Raw genomic sequence first — 14,938 nt, forward strand, 5'->3', positions numbered from 1 at the left:
CCGTTATTCATTTCTGCACTCGGCGTGCGCACTCCACGCCCAACAATGCAGAAGGCCCGGGCGTGCATCGCTGCACGACCCGGGCCTTCCCGGTGCTTGCGCCCCCGCTCGCGCGGGGGCCGGCATCACTCAGTCACGGAAAGCCGGACGCGGACGGCGGGCGCCTTCCGGACGGTCGCCGCCGAAACGGGCGCCGTCGCGCGAGCCTTCACGGCGGGGAGCGCGGTCTTCGCGCGGAAAGGCGCTGCGATCGCCGAAGCTGCGCGGCTCGCTGCGGCCGAAGCCGGGGCGCTCCTCGCGCGGGGCGCTGCTGCGCTCACCGCCACGGTTGCTGCCCGGCCCTTCCGACGACCACCCCTTGCCGGCGCCCGGACGTGCGTCGCGCGAATCGCGGCTCCACGACGAACCGCTGGACGGACGACCGCTGCCGAAGCCCGGCTTGCCACCGCCACCGCCCGACGGGCGGCGCGGCGAAGTCGGACGCAGCGTCGGCTCAAGACCGGCGATGGTGTGCACGTCGAGGCGTTTGCCGGTGAAGCGTTCGATTGCACGGATGATGCCCATCTCGCGCGGACCCGACATCGTGATCGCGATGCCGTCACGACCGGCGCGGCCGGTGCGGCCGATACGGTGCACGTAGTCCTCGACCTGGCGCGGCGGGTCGAAGTTGATGACGTGGCTGATGCCGGCGACGTCGATGCCGCGCGCGGCGACGTCGGTCGCGACGAGCACATCGATGCGGCCCTGGCGCAGCTTGTCGAGGGTGCGGTTACGCGCGGTCTGGTGCATGTCACCGTGCAGCGCGGCGGCCGAGAAGCCCTTTTCCTGCAGCGACAGCGACACTTCCTCGGCGCTGCGCTTGGTCGCGGTGAACACCACGGCCTGCTGACGCCCCTCGCCGCCGAGCAGCGACTCGAGCAGGCGCGTCTTGTGCACGAGGTTGTCGGCCATCATCAGGCGCTGTTCGATGTTGCCACGGTTCTCGACCGTCGCGGCGATCTCGATGCGCTGCGGGTTGCGCTGCAGCTTGCTCGCCAGATTGCCGACGACGCCGTCGAGCGTGGCCGAGAACAGCAGGGTCTGACGGCTCGCCGGGGTCGCGGCGACGATGGTCTCGATGTCTTCGACGAAGCCCATGTCGAGCATGCGGTCGGCTTCATCGAGAATCAGGACTTCGACGTCCGACAGCTTGATCTTGCGGCGCGTCAGGTGGTCGATGAGGCGGCCCGGGGTCGCGACGACGACGTCGACGGGGCGCTGCAACTGCTTCACCTGGGCGAAGAAGGGCGCGCCGCCGACGAGGCAGGCGGTGTTGAGCCAGCGCAGGTTGCGACCGTAGGTTTTCACGGCCTTCTCGACCTGCTGCGCCAGCTCACGCGTCGGGGTCAGCACCAGCACGCGCGGGCCGGCACCGGGTGCGGGCTTGCGATCGACGAGGCGGCTGAGGGTGGGCAGCGTGAAGGCGGCGGTCTTGCCGCTGCCGGTATGCGACGACACCATCAGGTCGGCGCCGGACAGCGCGGCGGGGATCGCCTGCAGCTGTACGTCGGACGGAACGGTGTAGCCGGTGGTTTCGATGGCTTTCAGCAGCAGTTCGTTGAGGCCGAGTTCGTTGAACGTCATGGGTTCTTCCTGTGTTTCCGCGGCGACGGGTGGTCGCGACGGGATCCGGCCCGGTTTACCGGGCCAATGAAAAGGCATCGCACCGTCCACGGGGGACGCGGTGGCGGCAAGCGCGCGATGGGCTTGGGCCGGTCGGATACCGTCGTAAAAAGGACGACGGATGCGACCGCGCATCGGCACCAACCGGCATTCGCGATGCCTATCGATCAGGAGAACGAGAGGAGTTCGACGGGAGGGTCGGGGGCGATGGGGCTGTGGATACAGTCCCTCGGCTGGGTCCGCGGAATCCTGTCCCGCGAGTTAAGACCTGAAGATAAACCGACTGCTGCATTGCACAACGGGCGCAATGGTAGCCGATTTTGCCCTTCCGGGGAAGCACAAAATCAAAAAGGCCCGACACCTGCCGGCGTCGGGCCCCTCTTCACTGCGGTGCGAGACGGCAGGATCAGCCGTTGACGGCGCCCTTCAGCGTCGCGCCGGCCGAGAACTTCGGCACGCGCGAAGCGGCGATCTTGATCGAGGCGCCGGTCTGCGGGTTGCGGCCGGTACGCTCGGCGCGCTCGGACACTTCAAAGGAGCCGAAGCCCGTGAACGACACTTTCTCGCCCGCGGCCATGCGCTCGGCGATGATGTCCAGCACGGCGGACAGGGCACGGTCGGCCTGAGCGCGCGAAACATCCAGACGGTCAGCCAGGGCTTCGACGAATTCACCTTTGTTCATGCTTTACCTCGATTGGTGTGTGAGTTGTTCGGTGCTGCACATCTAACGGCCGGATTCTAGCATTGTCGCGGCTTGCGGGGCATTCATCCGCGTCAACGATACAAATTCCGAAGCATGTTTCGATGCCATGGACACATTTTCGGATGCCTTGCGGCTGATCGGAAATCAGGGCAAACGCCGACGCAGGTGAAAGCCGTCCGGCGGCCGTTCCCGCTCGCTCCGCGCTTTCGTCAAAAAAACGGCGGAAAATCAGCGTCGGCAGGGTAATTTCAGGCGTCTCAACCGGCTGCAGGAGCGTGCAGCGCGACGAGAATCTCCATGAAACGCCGCGCGACGCGTCCCGGCGGGGGCGTGCGCGCGATCGATGCCTGCCATTCGCACGAATAGCGCAGGGTTTCGGACGGAATGCGCACGATTTCGCCGCGCGCCTCGAAGGCCTGCGCGTAGTGGTCCGGCAGGAAGCCGACGTAGCGCCCGGAGCGGATCAGCAGCACGCTCGCCTCCTGCTCGAAGGCGCGCGCGGCCGGCTGCAGGCCCAGGCGCCAGAAGCTCTCCATGTTCGGCGAGTGGTAGCCGAGGCCGACGAAGGCCGCGCGGCGCAGTTCGTCGTCGGACGGCAGGCGCCCGCCGGCGAGCAGCGGATGGCGTGGCGAGGCGTAGAGCGGCAGGAATTCGTCGAACAGATGCACCGACGTGAAGCTGTCGCTCGCGCGGTGGAAGGGATGGACGGCGACGTGGAAGCGCCCTTCGAGGAGGCCCTTCTCGATCTCGCTGCTGCCGGCGACGAAGACGTTGAGCGTCACTGCGGGGGCCTGGGCGCCGAAGACGGCGATCGCGTCGGCGAGGCGGCAACCGGGATTGGACACGACCTTGTCGAACATCACGAGCCTGAGTTCGCCGCGCATGCCGGCGTGCAGCTCGGCGACCTCGCCGCGGAAAGCCTCGATCTGCGCGAGCAGGCGCCGTGCCGCGTCGAGCACGACCTGCCCTTCCTCGGTCAGTGCGAAGCCGGCGCGGCCGCGCTCGCACAGGCGCACGCCGAGGCGCACTTCGAGGTCCTTGAGGTGGCGGCTGATCACCGAACGGCTGATGTTGAGACGCAGCTCGGCCGCGGCGAGGCCGCCGGATTCGGCGATGGCGATGAACACGCGCAGCAGGCGCAGGTCGGCTTCGGCGAGGCTGGCAAGGAGGGCTCGTGTCTTCATCGTCTATTAACCGGGAAAGCAATTACGTGATATCAGGTTGAGTGCTGCGCGGTGACTCCCTTCCCTTCAAGGGGGCGGAGGCGGGGTTTCGCAGAGCACCTGCTCTGCGCCGCCGTAGCGGCGGAGCGAAGCGTAGACTCCCGGGTTGAGGTGGGGATGGGTTCAGTAGGCGTGGCAGAAACCCATCCCCCTCCTAACCTCCCCCTTGAAGGGGGAGGAACAAGGTGCCCACATTGTTTCACTTATCCGAAACCTTGCGTACGCATCTTGTCGTTTCATGCACGCAAGAGTCTCCGTAGGATGGCTGCGACCCCACAAGGAGCTCCGCATGTCCAACGACCAGGCTTTCTGGCTGCCCTTCACCGCGAACCGCGCGTTCTGGAAATCGCCCCGCGTGATCACCGGCGCGCGCGGCCACTACTACACGACCGACGACGGGCGGCAGCTGCTCGACGGCTTTTCGGGGCTGTGGACTTCCGGCCTCGGCCACTGCCATCCGAAGATCGTCGCCGCGGTGCAGGAGCAGGTCGCCACCCTCGACTACGCGATGGGCTTCCAGGTCACCAACGACAAGGCGATCGCGCTCGCGCGCGAGGTCGCCGCGCTGGCGCCGGCGGGCATGGGCAAGGTGTTCTTCACGAACTCGGGGTCGGAGTCGGCCGACACCGCGCTGAAGATCGCGCTCGCCTATCACCGCGCGCGCGGCGAAGGCCAGCGCACGCGGCTGATCGGGCGCGAGCGCGGCTACCACGGCGTGAACTTCGGCGGCCTGTCGGTGGGCGGCATCCCCGGCAACCGCAAGGTGTTCAGCGCGGCGCTGCTGCCCGGGGTCGATCACCTCCGCCATACCTACAGCGCCGCCGACATGGCGTTCTCGAAAGGCCAGCCGGCGTGGGGCGCGCAGCTCGCCGACGACCTCGAGCGCCTGTGCGCGCTGCATGACGCCTCCAACATCGCCGCGGTGATCGTGGAACCCGTCGCGGGCTCGACCGGCATCCTCGTGCCGCCGATCGGCTACTTGCAGCGCCTGCGCGAGATCTGCGACAAATGCGGCATCCTGCTGATCTTCGACGAGGTGATCACCGCCTTCGGGCGCGTCGGCGCGCCCTTTGCCGCGGCGCGCTTCGGCGTGACGCCGGACATCATCACGACCGCGAAGGGACTCACCAACGGTGTCGTGCCGATGGGCGCGGTGATCGTGCGCGACGGCGTCTACGACGCGCTGATGCAGGGCCCGGAGCACGTGGTCGAGCTCTTCCACGGCTACACCTACTCCGGCCACCCGCTCGCGGCCGCCGCGGGACTGGCGACGCTCGCCGCCTACCGCGAGGAGGACAGCTTCGCGCGCGCCCGCGCCGTGGAACCGATCTTCGAGGAAATGATCCATTCGCTGCGTGAGGAGGCGAAGGTCGTCGACATCCGCAACGTCGGCCTGATGGGCGGCATCGAACTCGCGCCGCGCCCGGGAGCGGTGGGTGCGCGCGGCTTCGAGGTGTTCCTGAAGTGCTTCGAGGCCGGCGTGGTGATCCGCAACGGCGGCGACGTGCTGCAGTTCTCGCCCTTCCTCGATTCGACGCCCGACGAGCTGGGCCGCATTTTCGACACCGTGCGCCAGGCGCTGCGCACGGTCGCCTGACACGACTTCAACGAGAGAGACACCGCGAAATGGAAACCCTCGGACACTACATCGGCGGCACCCGCATCGCCGACAGCCACCGCACCCAGCCCGTCTGCAACCCGGCCCTCGGCCACGCCGTGCGCCAGGTCGCGATGGCGTCGAAGGCGACCGTCGAGCAGGCGATCGCCGCCGCGGCCGCGGCCTTCCCGGCGTGGCGCAAGACGCCGCCGCTCAAGCGCGCACGCGTGCTGTTCAAGTTCAAGGAGTTGCTCGAGCGCAACGCCGACCGCATCGTCGCGGCGATCGTCGAGGAACACGGCAAGGTGTGGGAGGACGCGCACGGCGAGCTCGCGCGCGGCATCGAGGTCGTCGAATACGCCTGCGGCGCGCCCGAGTTCCTGAAGGGCGAGCACAGCCGCGACGTCGGCCCGGACATCGATTCGTGGTCGGAATTTCCGCCGCTGGGCGTGGTCGCGGGGATCACGCCGTTCAACTTCCCGTCCATGGTGCCGATGTGGATGTTCCCGATGGCGATCGCGTGCGGCAACACCTTCGTGCTGAAGCCCTCGGAGAAGGACCCGTCGGCGTCGCTGCTGCTGGCCGAGCTGCTGACCGAGGCCGGCCTGCCGGCGGGCGTGTTCAACGTCGTCAATGGCGACAAGGAGGCGGTCGATACGCTGCTGACCGACGCGCGCGTGCAGGCGGTGAGCTTCGTCGGTTCGACGCCGATCGCGGAATACATCTATGCGACCGGCACCGCGCACGGCAAGCGCGTGCAGGCGCTGGGCGGGGCGAAGAACCACGCGGTGGTGATGCCCGATGCGGACCTCGACAACGCGGTCAACGCGATCATGGGCGCGGCCTACGGCTCCTGCGGCGAGCGCTGCATGGCGATCTCGGTCGTCGTCGCGGTCGGCGACGCGGTGGGCGACGAACTGGTCGCGCGGCTCAAGCCCAAGGTTGAGGAACTCAGGATCGGCAACGGCAAGGAACGCGGGCTGGACATGGGCCCGCTGGTGACCGGGGGGCACCGCGACAAGGTGAAGAGTTACATCGACCTCGGCGCCGAGGAAGGGGCACAGCTCGTCGTCGACGGGCGCACGCTGAAGGTGCCGGGGCACGAGAAAGGCTTCTTCCTTGGCGGCACGCTGCTCGACCACGTGCAGCCGTCGATGCGCGTGTATCGCGAGGAGATCTTCGGGCCGGTGCTCGCGGTGGTGCGCGTGCGCAGCCTCGACGAGGCGATCCGCCTCATCGACGCACACGAGTTCGGCAACGGCACCTGCGTGTTCACGCGCGACGGCGCGGTCGCGCGGCATTTCACCGACACCGTGCAGGTCGGCATGGTGGGCGTGAACGTACCATTGCCGGTACCGGTGGCGTGTCAGAGCTTCGGCGGCTGGAAGCGCTCGCTGTTCGGCGACCTGTACGCCTACGGGCCGGACGCGGTGCGCTTCTACACGCGGCGCAAGACGATGACGCAGCGCTGGGCGGTGGCCGGCATCGAGAAGGCGCAGTTCGCGTTCCCGAGCAACGGCTGACGCGGCGCAAAAAACACGGGCGGCGCCGGAATCGTTGCCGGCGCCGCCCGTTTTTCTCGCAGCCGTGCTGCGCGTCAGCGGCGCTTGTAGCCGGTGACCATCGCGCGCACGAGGTTCTCGCGGTGGCGCACGCTTTCGAAGATCGCCGCCGCGACGTGCACGGCGACCGCCAGCAAGGTGATATTGACGGCGCCCTCGTGCAGTTCCTCGAGGACCTCGCTGCCCCAGCCCCAGTCGGTGGTCATCAGCCAGCCGGTGGCACCGATCAGTGCGACCATCGCCATCAGCAGCAGGATCATCACCGCCGCGGCCGGGTTGTGGCCGACGTGGCGCGGCTCGCGCCCCCGCAGCAGCTTGCCGACATAATCGCGCAGCACCACGGCGCGCGGCACGAAGTCCGCGAAGCGCGCGTGCGGGCTGCCGACGAAGCCCCACGCGATGCGGAAGGCGAGCAGGCCGAGGGCGACGTAGCCGGCCCAGCGGTGCGGCGCCTCGGCGTCCTCCGACGTGAGCCAGGCGGTGGCGAACATCGCCACCAGCCCCCAGTGGAACACGCGCACGGGAAGGTCCCAGACGCGGATACGTTCGCTGCTCATGGCCGACTCCCGCGCTGCGCGCGTCAGCCCTGCTTGGCCTTCACGACGTTGCCGTCGACCGGGTTGAAGTACACCTCGGCCTTCTTCCCGTCTTTGTCCTTGCCATAGATCTCGTAGCAGTTGCCGGACGTGACCTTGAACTTGTCGATCGTATAGCCGTCGGTGGCGATCTTCTGCTTCATCGCGTCTTCGGTGAGCCAGGACGACTTCGGCGCCTCGGTGCATTGCGGGCCGGCGAAGGCGGCGGTGCCGATGCTGAGGGTCATGGCAGCGGTGACGAGGTGATGAACTTTCATGCGTGAACTCCTGGAAAATTTGAAAGGCATGTCGATATGACACGGCAGTCATTTTCGTGGCCGGCATGTGAACGTTCCGTGAACAGGGGTTCAAGATTCCGTCCGGCAAGTGTTACAGCTCGCTTCACCGTGGCATGTTGCGCGCAAGGCGACCGTTGCGCCTTGCAGTCGGTGCCGGGCGGAAGCTAGGCTTGGCTCATCACCGCCCCGCCGGAATGACAGGAGACCGACCATGACCGCCACCCTCCGTGCGCTGCAGGGCGACATCACGACCCTGCGCGTCGATGCCATCGTCAACGCCGCGAACGCCTCGCTGCTGGGTGGAGGCGGCGTGGACGGGGCGATCCACCGCGCGGCGGGGCCGGAACTGCTGAACGAATGCCGCGGGCTGGGCGGCTGCCCGACCGGCGAGGCGAAGCTGACGCAGGGCTACCGCCTGCCGGCGCGCTTCGTGATCCACACCGTGGGCCCGGTGTGGCATGGCGGCACGCACGGCGAGGCGGCGCTGCTGGCGTCGTGCTACCGGCGCGCGCTCGACGTGGCGGCGGCGAACGGCGCGGGGACGGTGGCGTTTCCGGGCATCAGCACCGGCGTCTATGGCTACCCGAAGGACGAGGCGGCGCGCATCGCGGTGGCGAGCGTGCGCGCGGGCGTCGCTGCCTTGCCGACGATCACCGACGTGATCTTCTGCTGCTTCTCGGCGGGCGACCTCGCGCTGTACGAGGCGCTGCTCGGCGCCCCGGCCGCGTGAGGCGCGCCCGCCTACAGGATCTTCAGCTCGCCATGGCTCCCGCGACGCCCTTTCTTGCCGCCACGGCGCTCGACCGCGTCCTTGAGCAGGCTGACGAAGGCGATCACGAAGGGCAGCGCGAGCAGGAAGGCGAAGCTCGCGGGCAGGGTCTCGAACCACTGCAGGATTTCGTCGAACGTGCTCATGGCGGTCTTCCTTACAGGACCTGGAAGGCGACGATCGCGACCAGGGTCGGCGGCAGCGCGGACAGCAGCAGGCCGATCGGGTGGATCGCCTCGTCGGGGAAATGCCCGCGCAGGATCGCGAAACCCGCCGGGTTGGGCGCGTTGGCGATGATCGTTAGGCCGCCGCCGGTCACCGCGCCGGCCACCAGCGCGTACTTGAATTCCGGCGACAGGCCCTGCACCAGCGAGCCGAGGTAGGTGAGCGCGGCGTTGTCGGTGAAGGCGGTCAATGCGGTCGCGCCAAAGTACACGGTCGTCGCGTCCATGCCCGTGAGCACGGGCTGCAGCCACCACTGCTGCTGTCCGCCGAGCACGACCAACCCCGCGAGGAAGAAGGCGACGAGCAGGCCTTCGCGCAGGATCAGGCGATCCTGATAGCGCTTGTAGGCGGTCGCGAAGCCGAGGAAGAACAGCAGCAGGCCCATGAACACCGCGGGGTGGTGGGCGAAGGCGACGACGCCGGCGAGGAACAGCAGGTGGATCACGACCATGAGCCCCGGCATGCGCTCGCCGCTCTTCGCAGTGCCGGTGTCGAGCGCGGCGAGTTCCGGGCGGAACACCATCGTGACCACGATGGCGTTGAAGACGACCGCGATCAGCGCCTTCCAGCCGAAGGTCGCGATCATGAACCAGATGTCCCAGCCCCAGGTGCCGGCCACCATCAGCACCGGCGGCGCGGCGAAGGGCGTGAGGGTGCCACCGATCGAGATGTTGACGAACAGCGTGCCGATCGTCGCGTACTTGAGGCGGTTGGAGATGCCGTGGGCGAAGAACTTGTCGCGCAGGATCAGCGCCGCGAGCGTCATCGCCGCCGGTTCGGTGATGAAGGAACCGAGCAGCGGCACCATCGCCATCGTGATGAAGTAGAACGCGACGTTCTGGTGCATCGGCAGGAAGTTCGCCGCCATGCGCACGAGCGCGAGCGCGAAACGCAGGATCGGGCGGCTGCCGGCGATCACCATGATCGCGAACACGAACATCGGCTCGGTGAAGTTGCGGCTGTCGAGGTAGGCGATCGCGTCGGCGCGCCCGGCGAGCACGCCCATCGCGACGATCAGCACCATCGCCCAGAAGCCGAACACGACCTCGACTTCGCCGAGCAGGTGGAACACGCCGGCATGCGCCGGATGGCGGTGCGCCAGCTGCTCGAAGAACTTGGTCGAGAAGGTGTGGATGATGGCCAGTGCGAACAGGCCGGCAGCCAGCATCTGTACGGGTGTCGCCTCGCTCATTGCTCTCGTGCTCCCCTTTGTGGGTGTTGTGTGAGGTAGTGCTGCAGGCCGCGCCGCGTGCGCCGGACGAAGAAGGGGCCGGCAAGCACCGCCAGCAGCGGAACGGCAAGAAGGAAGTTGGCTAGGAAGGCCTCGATCCGGTGCGAGAACCCGTCGAACACCCCATAGCGCGTGGCGCCCGCGGTCAGCGCGAGGCCGAGCGCGATCGCGGCGAGCTCGAGGCCGTCGAACGGGGTCGCACGCGCACCGCCCAGGGCAGCGTCACGCTCGCGCAGCGGGATGCGGTTGAGCTCCGGGTAGATCAGGAGCCAGAATTTCGCCATCGGGAAAAACCTCCTACGCCCCGAGATTAGCGGGCGGGAGACTTCCCGGAAATTGGACAGGTCGCGTACGCGGATCGGCGTATCCGCACACCGCCCGCGCGCCTGAAATGCTGGGGTCAGCCCTCGCGGCAGGCGGCGATCAGGGCGGCGAGCGACCCGGCGTCCATCTTCTGCATCACGCGCCCGCGGTGCACCTGCGCGGTGCGATGGCTGATGCCCAGGCGAGCGGCGATCTCGTGGTTCGACAGGCCCTGCACCATCAGGTCGCAGACTTCGCACTCGCGCTCGGTCAGCGAGGCGAGCCGCCCGCTGACCGTGTGTTCGCGCCGCACCGCGGCGAGGCGTTCGCGTTCGCGCGCGAAGGCCTGCTCGATCGCGGCGAAGAGGTCGGCATCGTCGAAGGGCTTCTCCAAGAAATCGATCGCCGCCTGGCGGAAGGCCTGGCGCGCGGCAGCCGCATCGCCGTGCGCACTCATCACGACGAAGGGCAGCGGCATGCCGCGTTCGCCGGCGACGCGCTGCAGATCGAGGCCGGACAGGCCGGGCATGCGGATGTCGGTGAGCACGCAGCCGGCCCACGCGTCGCCGCCCTCGCCTGCCGCGTGCAGGAAGGCGTCGGCGCTGTCGAACACGCGCGTCGCGTAGCCGCGGATGCCCAGCAGCAACGACAGGGAGTCGCGCACCGAGGCGTCATCGTCGATGAGGAACACGCACAGGCGTTCGTCGCGCAGGTGTTCGTCGTTATCCATGCTCAGCTCTTCAGTCGGGGCAGCGTGAAATGGACGCGGCCGCCCGGCCCCGGCTCCGCGACCAGGCGTCCGCCGTGCGACTCGATGATCGCGCGGCTCATCGGCAGGCCCACGCCCATGCCATTGGCCTTGTCGGAGGCGAAGGGCTCGAACACGCTCAGCACCCGGTCCGGAGGGATGCCGGGTCCGGTATCCTCGACATCTACGCGCAATTCGTCCTCGTCCGCGCGCAGCCGCAGGCTGATCGTGCCGTCCGGCAGGCCCGCCAGCGCGTCTACGGCATTCTGCAGCAGGTTGCGCAGCACGAGTTCGATCTGCACGCGATCGGCCAGCACCAGCGCGGGCACCGCGAGCCGATCGAGGCGGAAGTCGATGCGGCTCGCATGGCTGCGGATGGCATCGAGCATCGCGACCGCGACGGCGCCGATATCGACCGTCTCGCGCGCTTCGACGCCGCCCTTGAAGAGATCGCGCAGGCGGCGGATCACGTCGCCCGCACGGCGCGCTTCGGCGCAGATGCGGTCGAGCGTGTCGGGCAGGCTCGCGTGTGCGGCCGACGAATCGGACTGCAGGATTAGCTGGCAGGCGCGCGCATAGTTGTTCAGCGCCGTCAGCGGCTGGTTGAGCTCGTGCGTGATCGCTGCGGCCATCTCGCCGGCGGCGGCGAGCTTGAGGGTGCGGCGCAGGTCGTCGGAGATGCGCTGGCGCTCGTCCACCGTCACGGCAACGAAAAAGCCGGTCATCGCAAGCGCCAGCAGCAGGGCCTGCAGCTCGAACACACCCAGCGAGCTGATGCCCGACGCTTCCATGACGATGATCACGCCGACCTGCAGCAGGATGATCGCCGGTGCCGTGCCGGCCATGCCGTGGCGCGCGGCGATCCACACCAGCGGCAGGAAGAGGACGTAGAAATAGTTGAAGCGCTGGGCGTCCGGCAGCGCGAACACGATCCACAGGCTCGCGAGGATCGCGCCCAGCTGCAGCACCACCTCGCGGTTGCGCAGCAGTAGCGCGACCTGCGCGCGGCGCGAGGCGTCGAGCATCATCAGGATCAGCGGCAGGGACACGACGATGCCCACCGTGTCGCCGATCCAGAAGCGCAGCCACGCCTCGGCCATGCCGCCGGAAGTGCCACTGAGGAGCGCGACCGCGGCGACGTACGCCGCGCCGATCAGCAAGCTGCCGCCGGCGACGACGGCAAACAGGCGCAACACGTCGCTGCGCTGGCGCAGGGACACGGTGACGTGCAGGCGGCCTTGCAGCGTCGCCGCGATCGCCGCGTAGCCGAGCGAGAGCACCAGCGCGATCACGAAGGCCGCAACGGGCGAGGCGACGTCGCGGATCGTCATTTCCGCGACCACCACCGTCACGAGCACGGCCCACAGCCAGCGCCACCCGAGCACCATCAGGAAGGCGATCGCGAGGCTGGGCTGCGGGTTCCACGGCGTGACCTTGAAGTCCGCCATCGGGTACAGGTAGCTCGCGCGGTCGAGCAGCAGGTAGGCGATGCCGAAGGCCAGCGCCAGCAGCCACGGATGGCGCACCGCGCCGACCGGTGGCAGCGCCTCGGGGACGCCGCCGAAGCGGGACCGGAACATCTCAGGCGCGCCCGATCAGGTCTGCGAGCGCACGCACCGTCGGCCCCGGCGTGCCGCTGCGATGGATCAGCACCGTGCGCGCCAGCGCGAACGCGGGCGGCAGCACATGGATCGACACGCTGTCCTCGACCGGCAGCATCGCCAGCAGGCTGCGCGGCACCAGCGCGACGCCCATGCCGGACGCGACGCAGCCGATCATCGCGTGGTAGGACGAGAGCTCGACAACGCGCTCGGGCACGACTTCGCCCGATGCGAGCCACGCCTGCAGGCGCTGGCGATAGGCGCAGCCGGGTTCGAAGGTGAGCAGCGTGCGCGCGCGCAGGTCGCGCGGCGACGCGATCGCCGGATGGCCTGCGGGCGCGACGAGCACGAGTTCCTCGTCGAAGGCCGGCACGCTCGTGACGCGCGCGTCCTCGACCGGGCCGCTGACGAGCGCGCATTCGAGCCGGCCGTCGATGACCTCGGCGATCAGCGGGCCGGTCGGGCCGGTGCGCAGTTCCAGCTGCACCTCCGGGTACTGCGCGTGGAAGCGCGCGAGCAGCGCCGGCAGGCGAGCGGCCGCGGTGCTCTCCATCGAGCCGAAACGCAGCCGGCCGCGCGGCGTGCCGTCGCTCACCGCGGCGCGCGCCTCGTCGGCGAGCGCGAGCAGGCGGTCGGCGTAGTCGAGCAGCACGCGCCCGGAGGGCGACACGATCAGGCGCCGCCCCTCGCGGATGAAGAGCTCGACGCCCAGCTTGTCCTCGAGCTGACGGATGCGCGTCGTGACGTTGGACTGCACGCGATGCAGCTTCTCGGCCGCGCGCGTGATGCCGCCCTCGCGTACGACGGTGCGGAAGATGGTCAGGTCGTCGAGATCCATCGTTCTCTCTCAGGAATGCTTCGAATCAGAATTATTCATTTTACGCGAACATTGTCCAGCCTTATCGTGGCAGCCGTACCAACAGCATTCGGGAGCAAACGATGAGCACCGGACGGGACCAGACCCTCGGCTACCTCGCCGCCGCCGGCACCGTGGCGATCTGGACGGGCTTCATCCTCGTCTCGCGCCTCGGCGGCAAGAGCGCGCTGACGGGCCACGACATCCTCGCGCTGCGCCTGGGCGTCGCCGCCTTCCTGCTGCTGCCTTTCGCGGGCAGCCTGCCGCCGGGGTCGTGGCGCGATGCGCGCCTGTGGACGCTGGGCATGGTCGGCGGCCTGCTGTACGGCGTGCTCGTGTATGCGGGCTTCAAGCTCGTGCCGGCCGCGCATGGCGGCATCCTGCTGCCCGGCATGCAGCCCTTCCTCGTCGCCGCCGTCGCGTGGCTGCTGACGCGCCAGCGCATGCCGCGCGAACGCGCCTTCGGGCTCGCCTTCATCGCGCTGGGGGTGGGTTTCGCCGCCCAGTCCTACATGGCCGGCAGCGCGTGGTCGACGGCGATGCTGGTGGGCGACGCGCTGATCCTGGCATCCGCGCTCGCATGGGCCTTCTACAGCGTGCTCGCGAAGCGCTGGGGCTTCCATCCGTGGCTGCTGACGCGCTTCGTCGCGTTCAGCTCGGCGCTGATCTACCTGCCGGTGTATCTGCTGTGGCTGCCCAAGCAGCTCGACGCGGTGCCGATGTCCACGCTCGTGCTGCAGGGCCTGTACCAAGGGTTCGGCGCGACCATCGTCGCGATGCTGCTGTTCCTGAAGGCGGTCGAGAAGCTCGGCGCCGAACGGGTCGGCGCGCTTATCGCGCTGGTGCCGGTGCTCGCCGGTGTCGCCGCCGCACCGCTGCTCGGCGAAGCGCTGACCGGCTGGCTGCTGGCGGGGCTGGTGTGCGTGTCGCTCGGCGCCTTCGTCGCGGCGCGGCCCATCGCGCGCCTGGTCCCGGCCGCCTGCCCGGCGGCACGCTGAACCGGTCGGCGCGCCGGGCACGAGGACCGCGGGATAAGCGGACGGATCAAGGCACGCCGACGCGCGCCCTGATCTCAGGTCGACAACATGGCCTGATGCTTCCCGCCCAGCCCCAGATACGCCTCGATCACGCGCGGATCATCGGCGAGCTGCTTGGCCGGGCCTTCCATCGAGATCTCGCCGGTCTCGAGTACATACGCATAGTCGGCGACCTGCAGCGCCGCGCGCGCGTTCTGCTCGACGAGCAGGATCGACACCCCGCGCCGGCGCAACTCGCCGATGATGCGGAAGATTTCGCGCACGATCAGCGGGGCGAGGCCCAGGCTCGGTTCGTCGAGCATCAGGAGCTTCGGCTTCGCCATCAGCGCGCGCCCCACCGCGAGCATCTGGCGCTCGCCGCCGGAGAGCGTGCCCGCGAGCTGCGCCTTGCGCTCCTCGAGGCGCGGGAAGAGGTGATAGACCTCCTTCATCGTCTCGGCGTGGTCGCGCTTGCCCGAGCGGTAGCGCTGGAAGGCGCCCAGCAGCAGGTTGTCCTCGACGCTCATCTCGGCGAAGAGCTCGCGTTTCTCCGGCACGAGGTTCATGC

16 protein-coding genes are annotated in these 14,938 nt (G+C 68.7%); 4 read left to right on the forward strand and 12 right to left on the reverse strand.

Going from position 1 to position 14,938, the window contains the following annotated elements; all coding sequences use genetic code 11:
• Nucleotides 1–129 precede the first annotated feature (129 nt).
• From GPA27_RS22160 to GPA27_RS22170, 3 genes are all read right to left on the reverse strand, one after another.
• Nucleotides 130–1,623, reverse strand: a complete 1,494-nt coding sequence (locus tag GPA27_RS22160; RefSeq protein WP_169142606.1) for a DEAD/DEAH box helicase — start codon at nucleotides 1,621–1,623, stop codon at nucleotides 130–132.
• 445 nt (nucleotides 1,624–2,068) lie between these two features.
• Nucleotides 2,069–2,344, reverse strand: a complete 276-nt coding sequence (locus tag GPA27_RS22165; protein ID WP_050414315.1) for an HU family DNA-binding protein — start codon at nucleotides 2,342–2,344, stop codon at nucleotides 2,069–2,071.
• 278 nt (nucleotides 2,345–2,622) lie between these two features.
• The gene (locus GPA27_RS22170) at nucleotides 2,623–3,549 is read right to left on the reverse strand and encodes a LysR family transcriptional regulator (protein WP_169142607.1); all 927 of its coding nucleotides are present in this window, start codon (nucleotides 3,547–3,549) and stop codon (nucleotides 2,623–2,625) included.
• 328 nt (nucleotides 3,550–3,877) lie between these two features.
• Here GPA27_RS22170 and aptA point away from each other — a divergent pair, with 328 nt between their 5' ends.
• The gene (aptA, locus tag GPA27_RS22175; protein ID WP_169142608.1) at nucleotides 3,878–5,185 is read left to right on the forward strand and encodes an omega-aminotransferase AptA; all 1,308 of its coding nucleotides are present in this window, start codon (nucleotides 3,878–3,880) and stop codon (nucleotides 5,183–5,185) included.
• Nucleotides 5,186–5,214: 29 nt separating this feature from the next.
• Nucleotides 5,215–6,708: a CoA-acylating methylmalonate-semialdehyde dehydrogenase gene (locus GPA27_RS22180; RefSeq protein WP_169142609.1), complete on the forward strand. Its 1,494-nt coding sequence runs from the start codon at nucleotides 5,215–5,217 to the stop codon at nucleotides 6,706–6,708.
• Between the two features lie 74 nt (nucleotides 6,709–6,782).
• Here GPA27_RS22180 and GPA27_RS22185 read toward each other — a convergent pair whose 3' ends face one another.
• On the reverse strand, nucleotides 6,783–7,304 hold the full coding sequence (locus tag GPA27_RS22185) for a cytochrome b/b6 domain-containing protein (RefSeq protein WP_169142610.1): 522 nt from the start codon (nucleotides 7,302–7,304) through the stop codon (nucleotides 6,783–6,785).
• A 23-nt stretch (nucleotides 7,305–7,327) separates the two neighbouring features.
• The gene (locus GPA27_RS22190) at nucleotides 7,328–7,600 is read right to left on the reverse strand and encodes a PepSY domain-containing protein (protein ID WP_169142611.1); all 273 of its coding nucleotides are present in this window, start codon (nucleotides 7,598–7,600) and stop codon (nucleotides 7,328–7,330) included.
• A 232-nt stretch (nucleotides 7,601–7,832) separates the two neighbouring features.
• On the opposite strand from GPA27_RS22190, the gene GPA27_RS22195 reads away from it, so the two are divergent.
• Nucleotides 7,833–8,351, forward strand: a complete 519-nt coding sequence (locus GPA27_RS22195; protein WP_169142612.1) for an O-acetyl-ADP-ribose deacetylase — start codon at nucleotides 7,833–7,835, stop codon at nucleotides 8,349–8,351.
• Between the two features lie 11 nt (nucleotides 8,352–8,362).
• Here the strand turns inward: GPA27_RS22195 and GPA27_RS22200 are convergent, their stop codons facing one another.
• The 6 genes from GPA27_RS22200 to GPA27_RS22225 form a co-directional block, all read right to left on the reverse strand.
• Complete coding sequence (locus GPA27_RS22200) at nucleotides 8,363–8,536, reverse strand: hypothetical protein (protein WP_169142613.1); 174 nt, start codon at nucleotides 8,534–8,536, stop codon at nucleotides 8,363–8,365.
• Between the two features lie 11 nt (nucleotides 8,537–8,547).
• Nucleotides 8,548–9,807 (reverse strand): putative Na+/H+ antiporter, encoded by a 1,260-nt coding sequence (locus GPA27_RS22205; RefSeq protein WP_169142614.1) that lies wholly within the window; start codon nucleotides 9,805–9,807, stop codon nucleotides 8,548–8,550.
• A complete protein-coding gene (locus GPA27_RS22210; protein ID WP_169142615.1) occupies nucleotides 9,804–10,130 on the reverse strand; it encodes a hypothetical protein in 327 nt (108 codons plus the stop codon). Before GPA27_RS22210 ends, GPA27_RS22205 begins: the two co-directional genes overlap by 4 nt.
• A gap of 116 nt (nucleotides 10,131–10,246) precedes the next feature.
• On the reverse strand, nucleotides 10,247–10,879 hold the full coding sequence (locus tag GPA27_RS22215; RefSeq protein ID WP_246261358.1) for a response regulator transcription factor: 633 nt from the start codon (nucleotides 10,877–10,879) through the stop codon (nucleotides 10,247–10,249).
• 2 nt (nucleotides 10,880–10,881) lie between these two features.
• A complete protein-coding gene (locus tag GPA27_RS22220) occupies nucleotides 10,882–12,477 on the reverse strand; it encodes an ATP-binding protein (protein ID WP_169142616.1) in 1,596 nt (531 codons plus the stop codon).
• Between the two features lies 1 nt (nucleotide 12,478).
• Entirely contained in the window at nucleotides 12,479–13,336 is an 858-nt protein-coding gene (locus GPA27_RS22225) for a LysR family transcriptional regulator (RefSeq protein ID WP_169142617.1), read from the reverse strand.
• Nucleotides 13,337–13,437: 101 nt separating this feature from the next.
• Here GPA27_RS22225 and GPA27_RS22230 point away from each other — a divergent pair, with 101 nt between their 5' ends.
• A complete protein-coding gene (locus GPA27_RS22230; RefSeq protein WP_169142618.1) occupies nucleotides 13,438–14,352 on the forward strand; it encodes a DMT family transporter in 915 nt (304 codons plus the stop codon).
• Nucleotides 14,353–14,426: 74 nt separating this feature from the next.
• Here the strand turns inward: GPA27_RS22230 and GPA27_RS22235 are convergent.
• Nucleotides 14,427–14,938: ABC transporter ATP-binding protein (locus tag GPA27_RS22235; protein ID WP_169142619.1), on the reverse strand; the 512-nt coding region annotated here is incomplete at its 5' end.

It is taken from the genome of Aromatoleum toluolicum (assembly GCF_012911005.2).
Lineage (GTDB): Bacteria > Pseudomonadota > Gammaproteobacteria > Burkholderiales > Rhodocyclaceae > Aromatoleum > Aromatoleum toluolicum.

Bases quoted from the DNA above. Each gene is read 5' to 3' on its own strand.
- GPA27_RS22160 (WP_169142606.1), bottom strand. From the start codon at position 1,623: ATGACGTTCAACGAACTCGGCCTCAACGAACTGCTGCTGAAAGCCATC.
- GPA27_RS22165 (WP_050414315.1), bottom strand. From the start codon at position 2,344: ATGAACAAAGGTGAATTCGTCGAAGCCCTGGCTGACCGTCTGGATGTT.
- GPA27_RS22170 (WP_169142607.1), bottom strand. From the start codon at position 3,549: ATGAAGACACGAGCCCTCCTTGCCAGCCTCGCCGAAGCCGACCTGCGC.
- aptA (WP_169142608.1), top strand. From the start codon at position 3,878: ATGTCCAACGACCAGGCTTTCTGGCTGCCCTTCACCGCGAACCGCGCG.
- GPA27_RS22180 (WP_169142609.1), top strand. From the start codon at position 5,215: ATGGAAACCCTCGGACACTACATCGGCGGCACCCGCATCGCCGACAGC.
- GPA27_RS22185 (WP_169142610.1), bottom strand. From the start codon at position 7,304: ATGAGCAGCGAACGTATCCGCGTCTGGGACCTTCCCGTGCGCGTGTTC.
- GPA27_RS22190 (WP_169142611.1), bottom strand. From the start codon at position 7,600: ATGAAAGTTCATCACCTCGTCACCGCTGCCATGACCCTCAGCATCGGC.
- GPA27_RS22195 (WP_169142612.1), top strand. From the start codon at position 7,833: ATGACCGCCACCCTCCGTGCGCTGCAGGGCGACATCACGACCCTGCGC.
- GPA27_RS22200 (WP_169142613.1), bottom strand. From the start codon at position 8,536: ATGAGCACGTTCGACGAAATCCTGCAGTGGTTCGAGACCCTGCCCGCG.
- GPA27_RS22205 (WP_169142614.1), bottom strand. From the start codon at position 9,807: ATGAGCGAGGCGACACCCGTACAGATGCTGGCTGCCGGCCTGTTCGCA.
- GPA27_RS22210 (WP_169142615.1), bottom strand. From the start codon at position 10,130: ATGGCGAAATTCTGGCTCCTGATCTACCCGGAGCTCAACCGCATCCCG.
- GPA27_RS22215 (WP_246261358.1), bottom strand. From the start codon at position 10,879: ATGGATAACGACGAACACCTGCGCGACGAACGCCTGTGCGTGTTCCTC.
- GPA27_RS22220 (WP_169142616.1), bottom strand. From the start codon at position 12,477: ATGTTCCGGTCCCGCTTCGGCGGCGTCCCCGAGGCGCTGCCACCGGTC.
- GPA27_RS22225 (WP_169142617.1), bottom strand. From the start codon at position 13,336: ATGGATCTCGACGACCTGACCATCTTCCGCACCGTCGTACGCGAGGGC.
- GPA27_RS22230 (WP_169142618.1), top strand. From the start codon at position 13,438: ATGAGCACCGGACGGGACCAGACCCTCGGCTACCTCGCCGCCGCCGGC.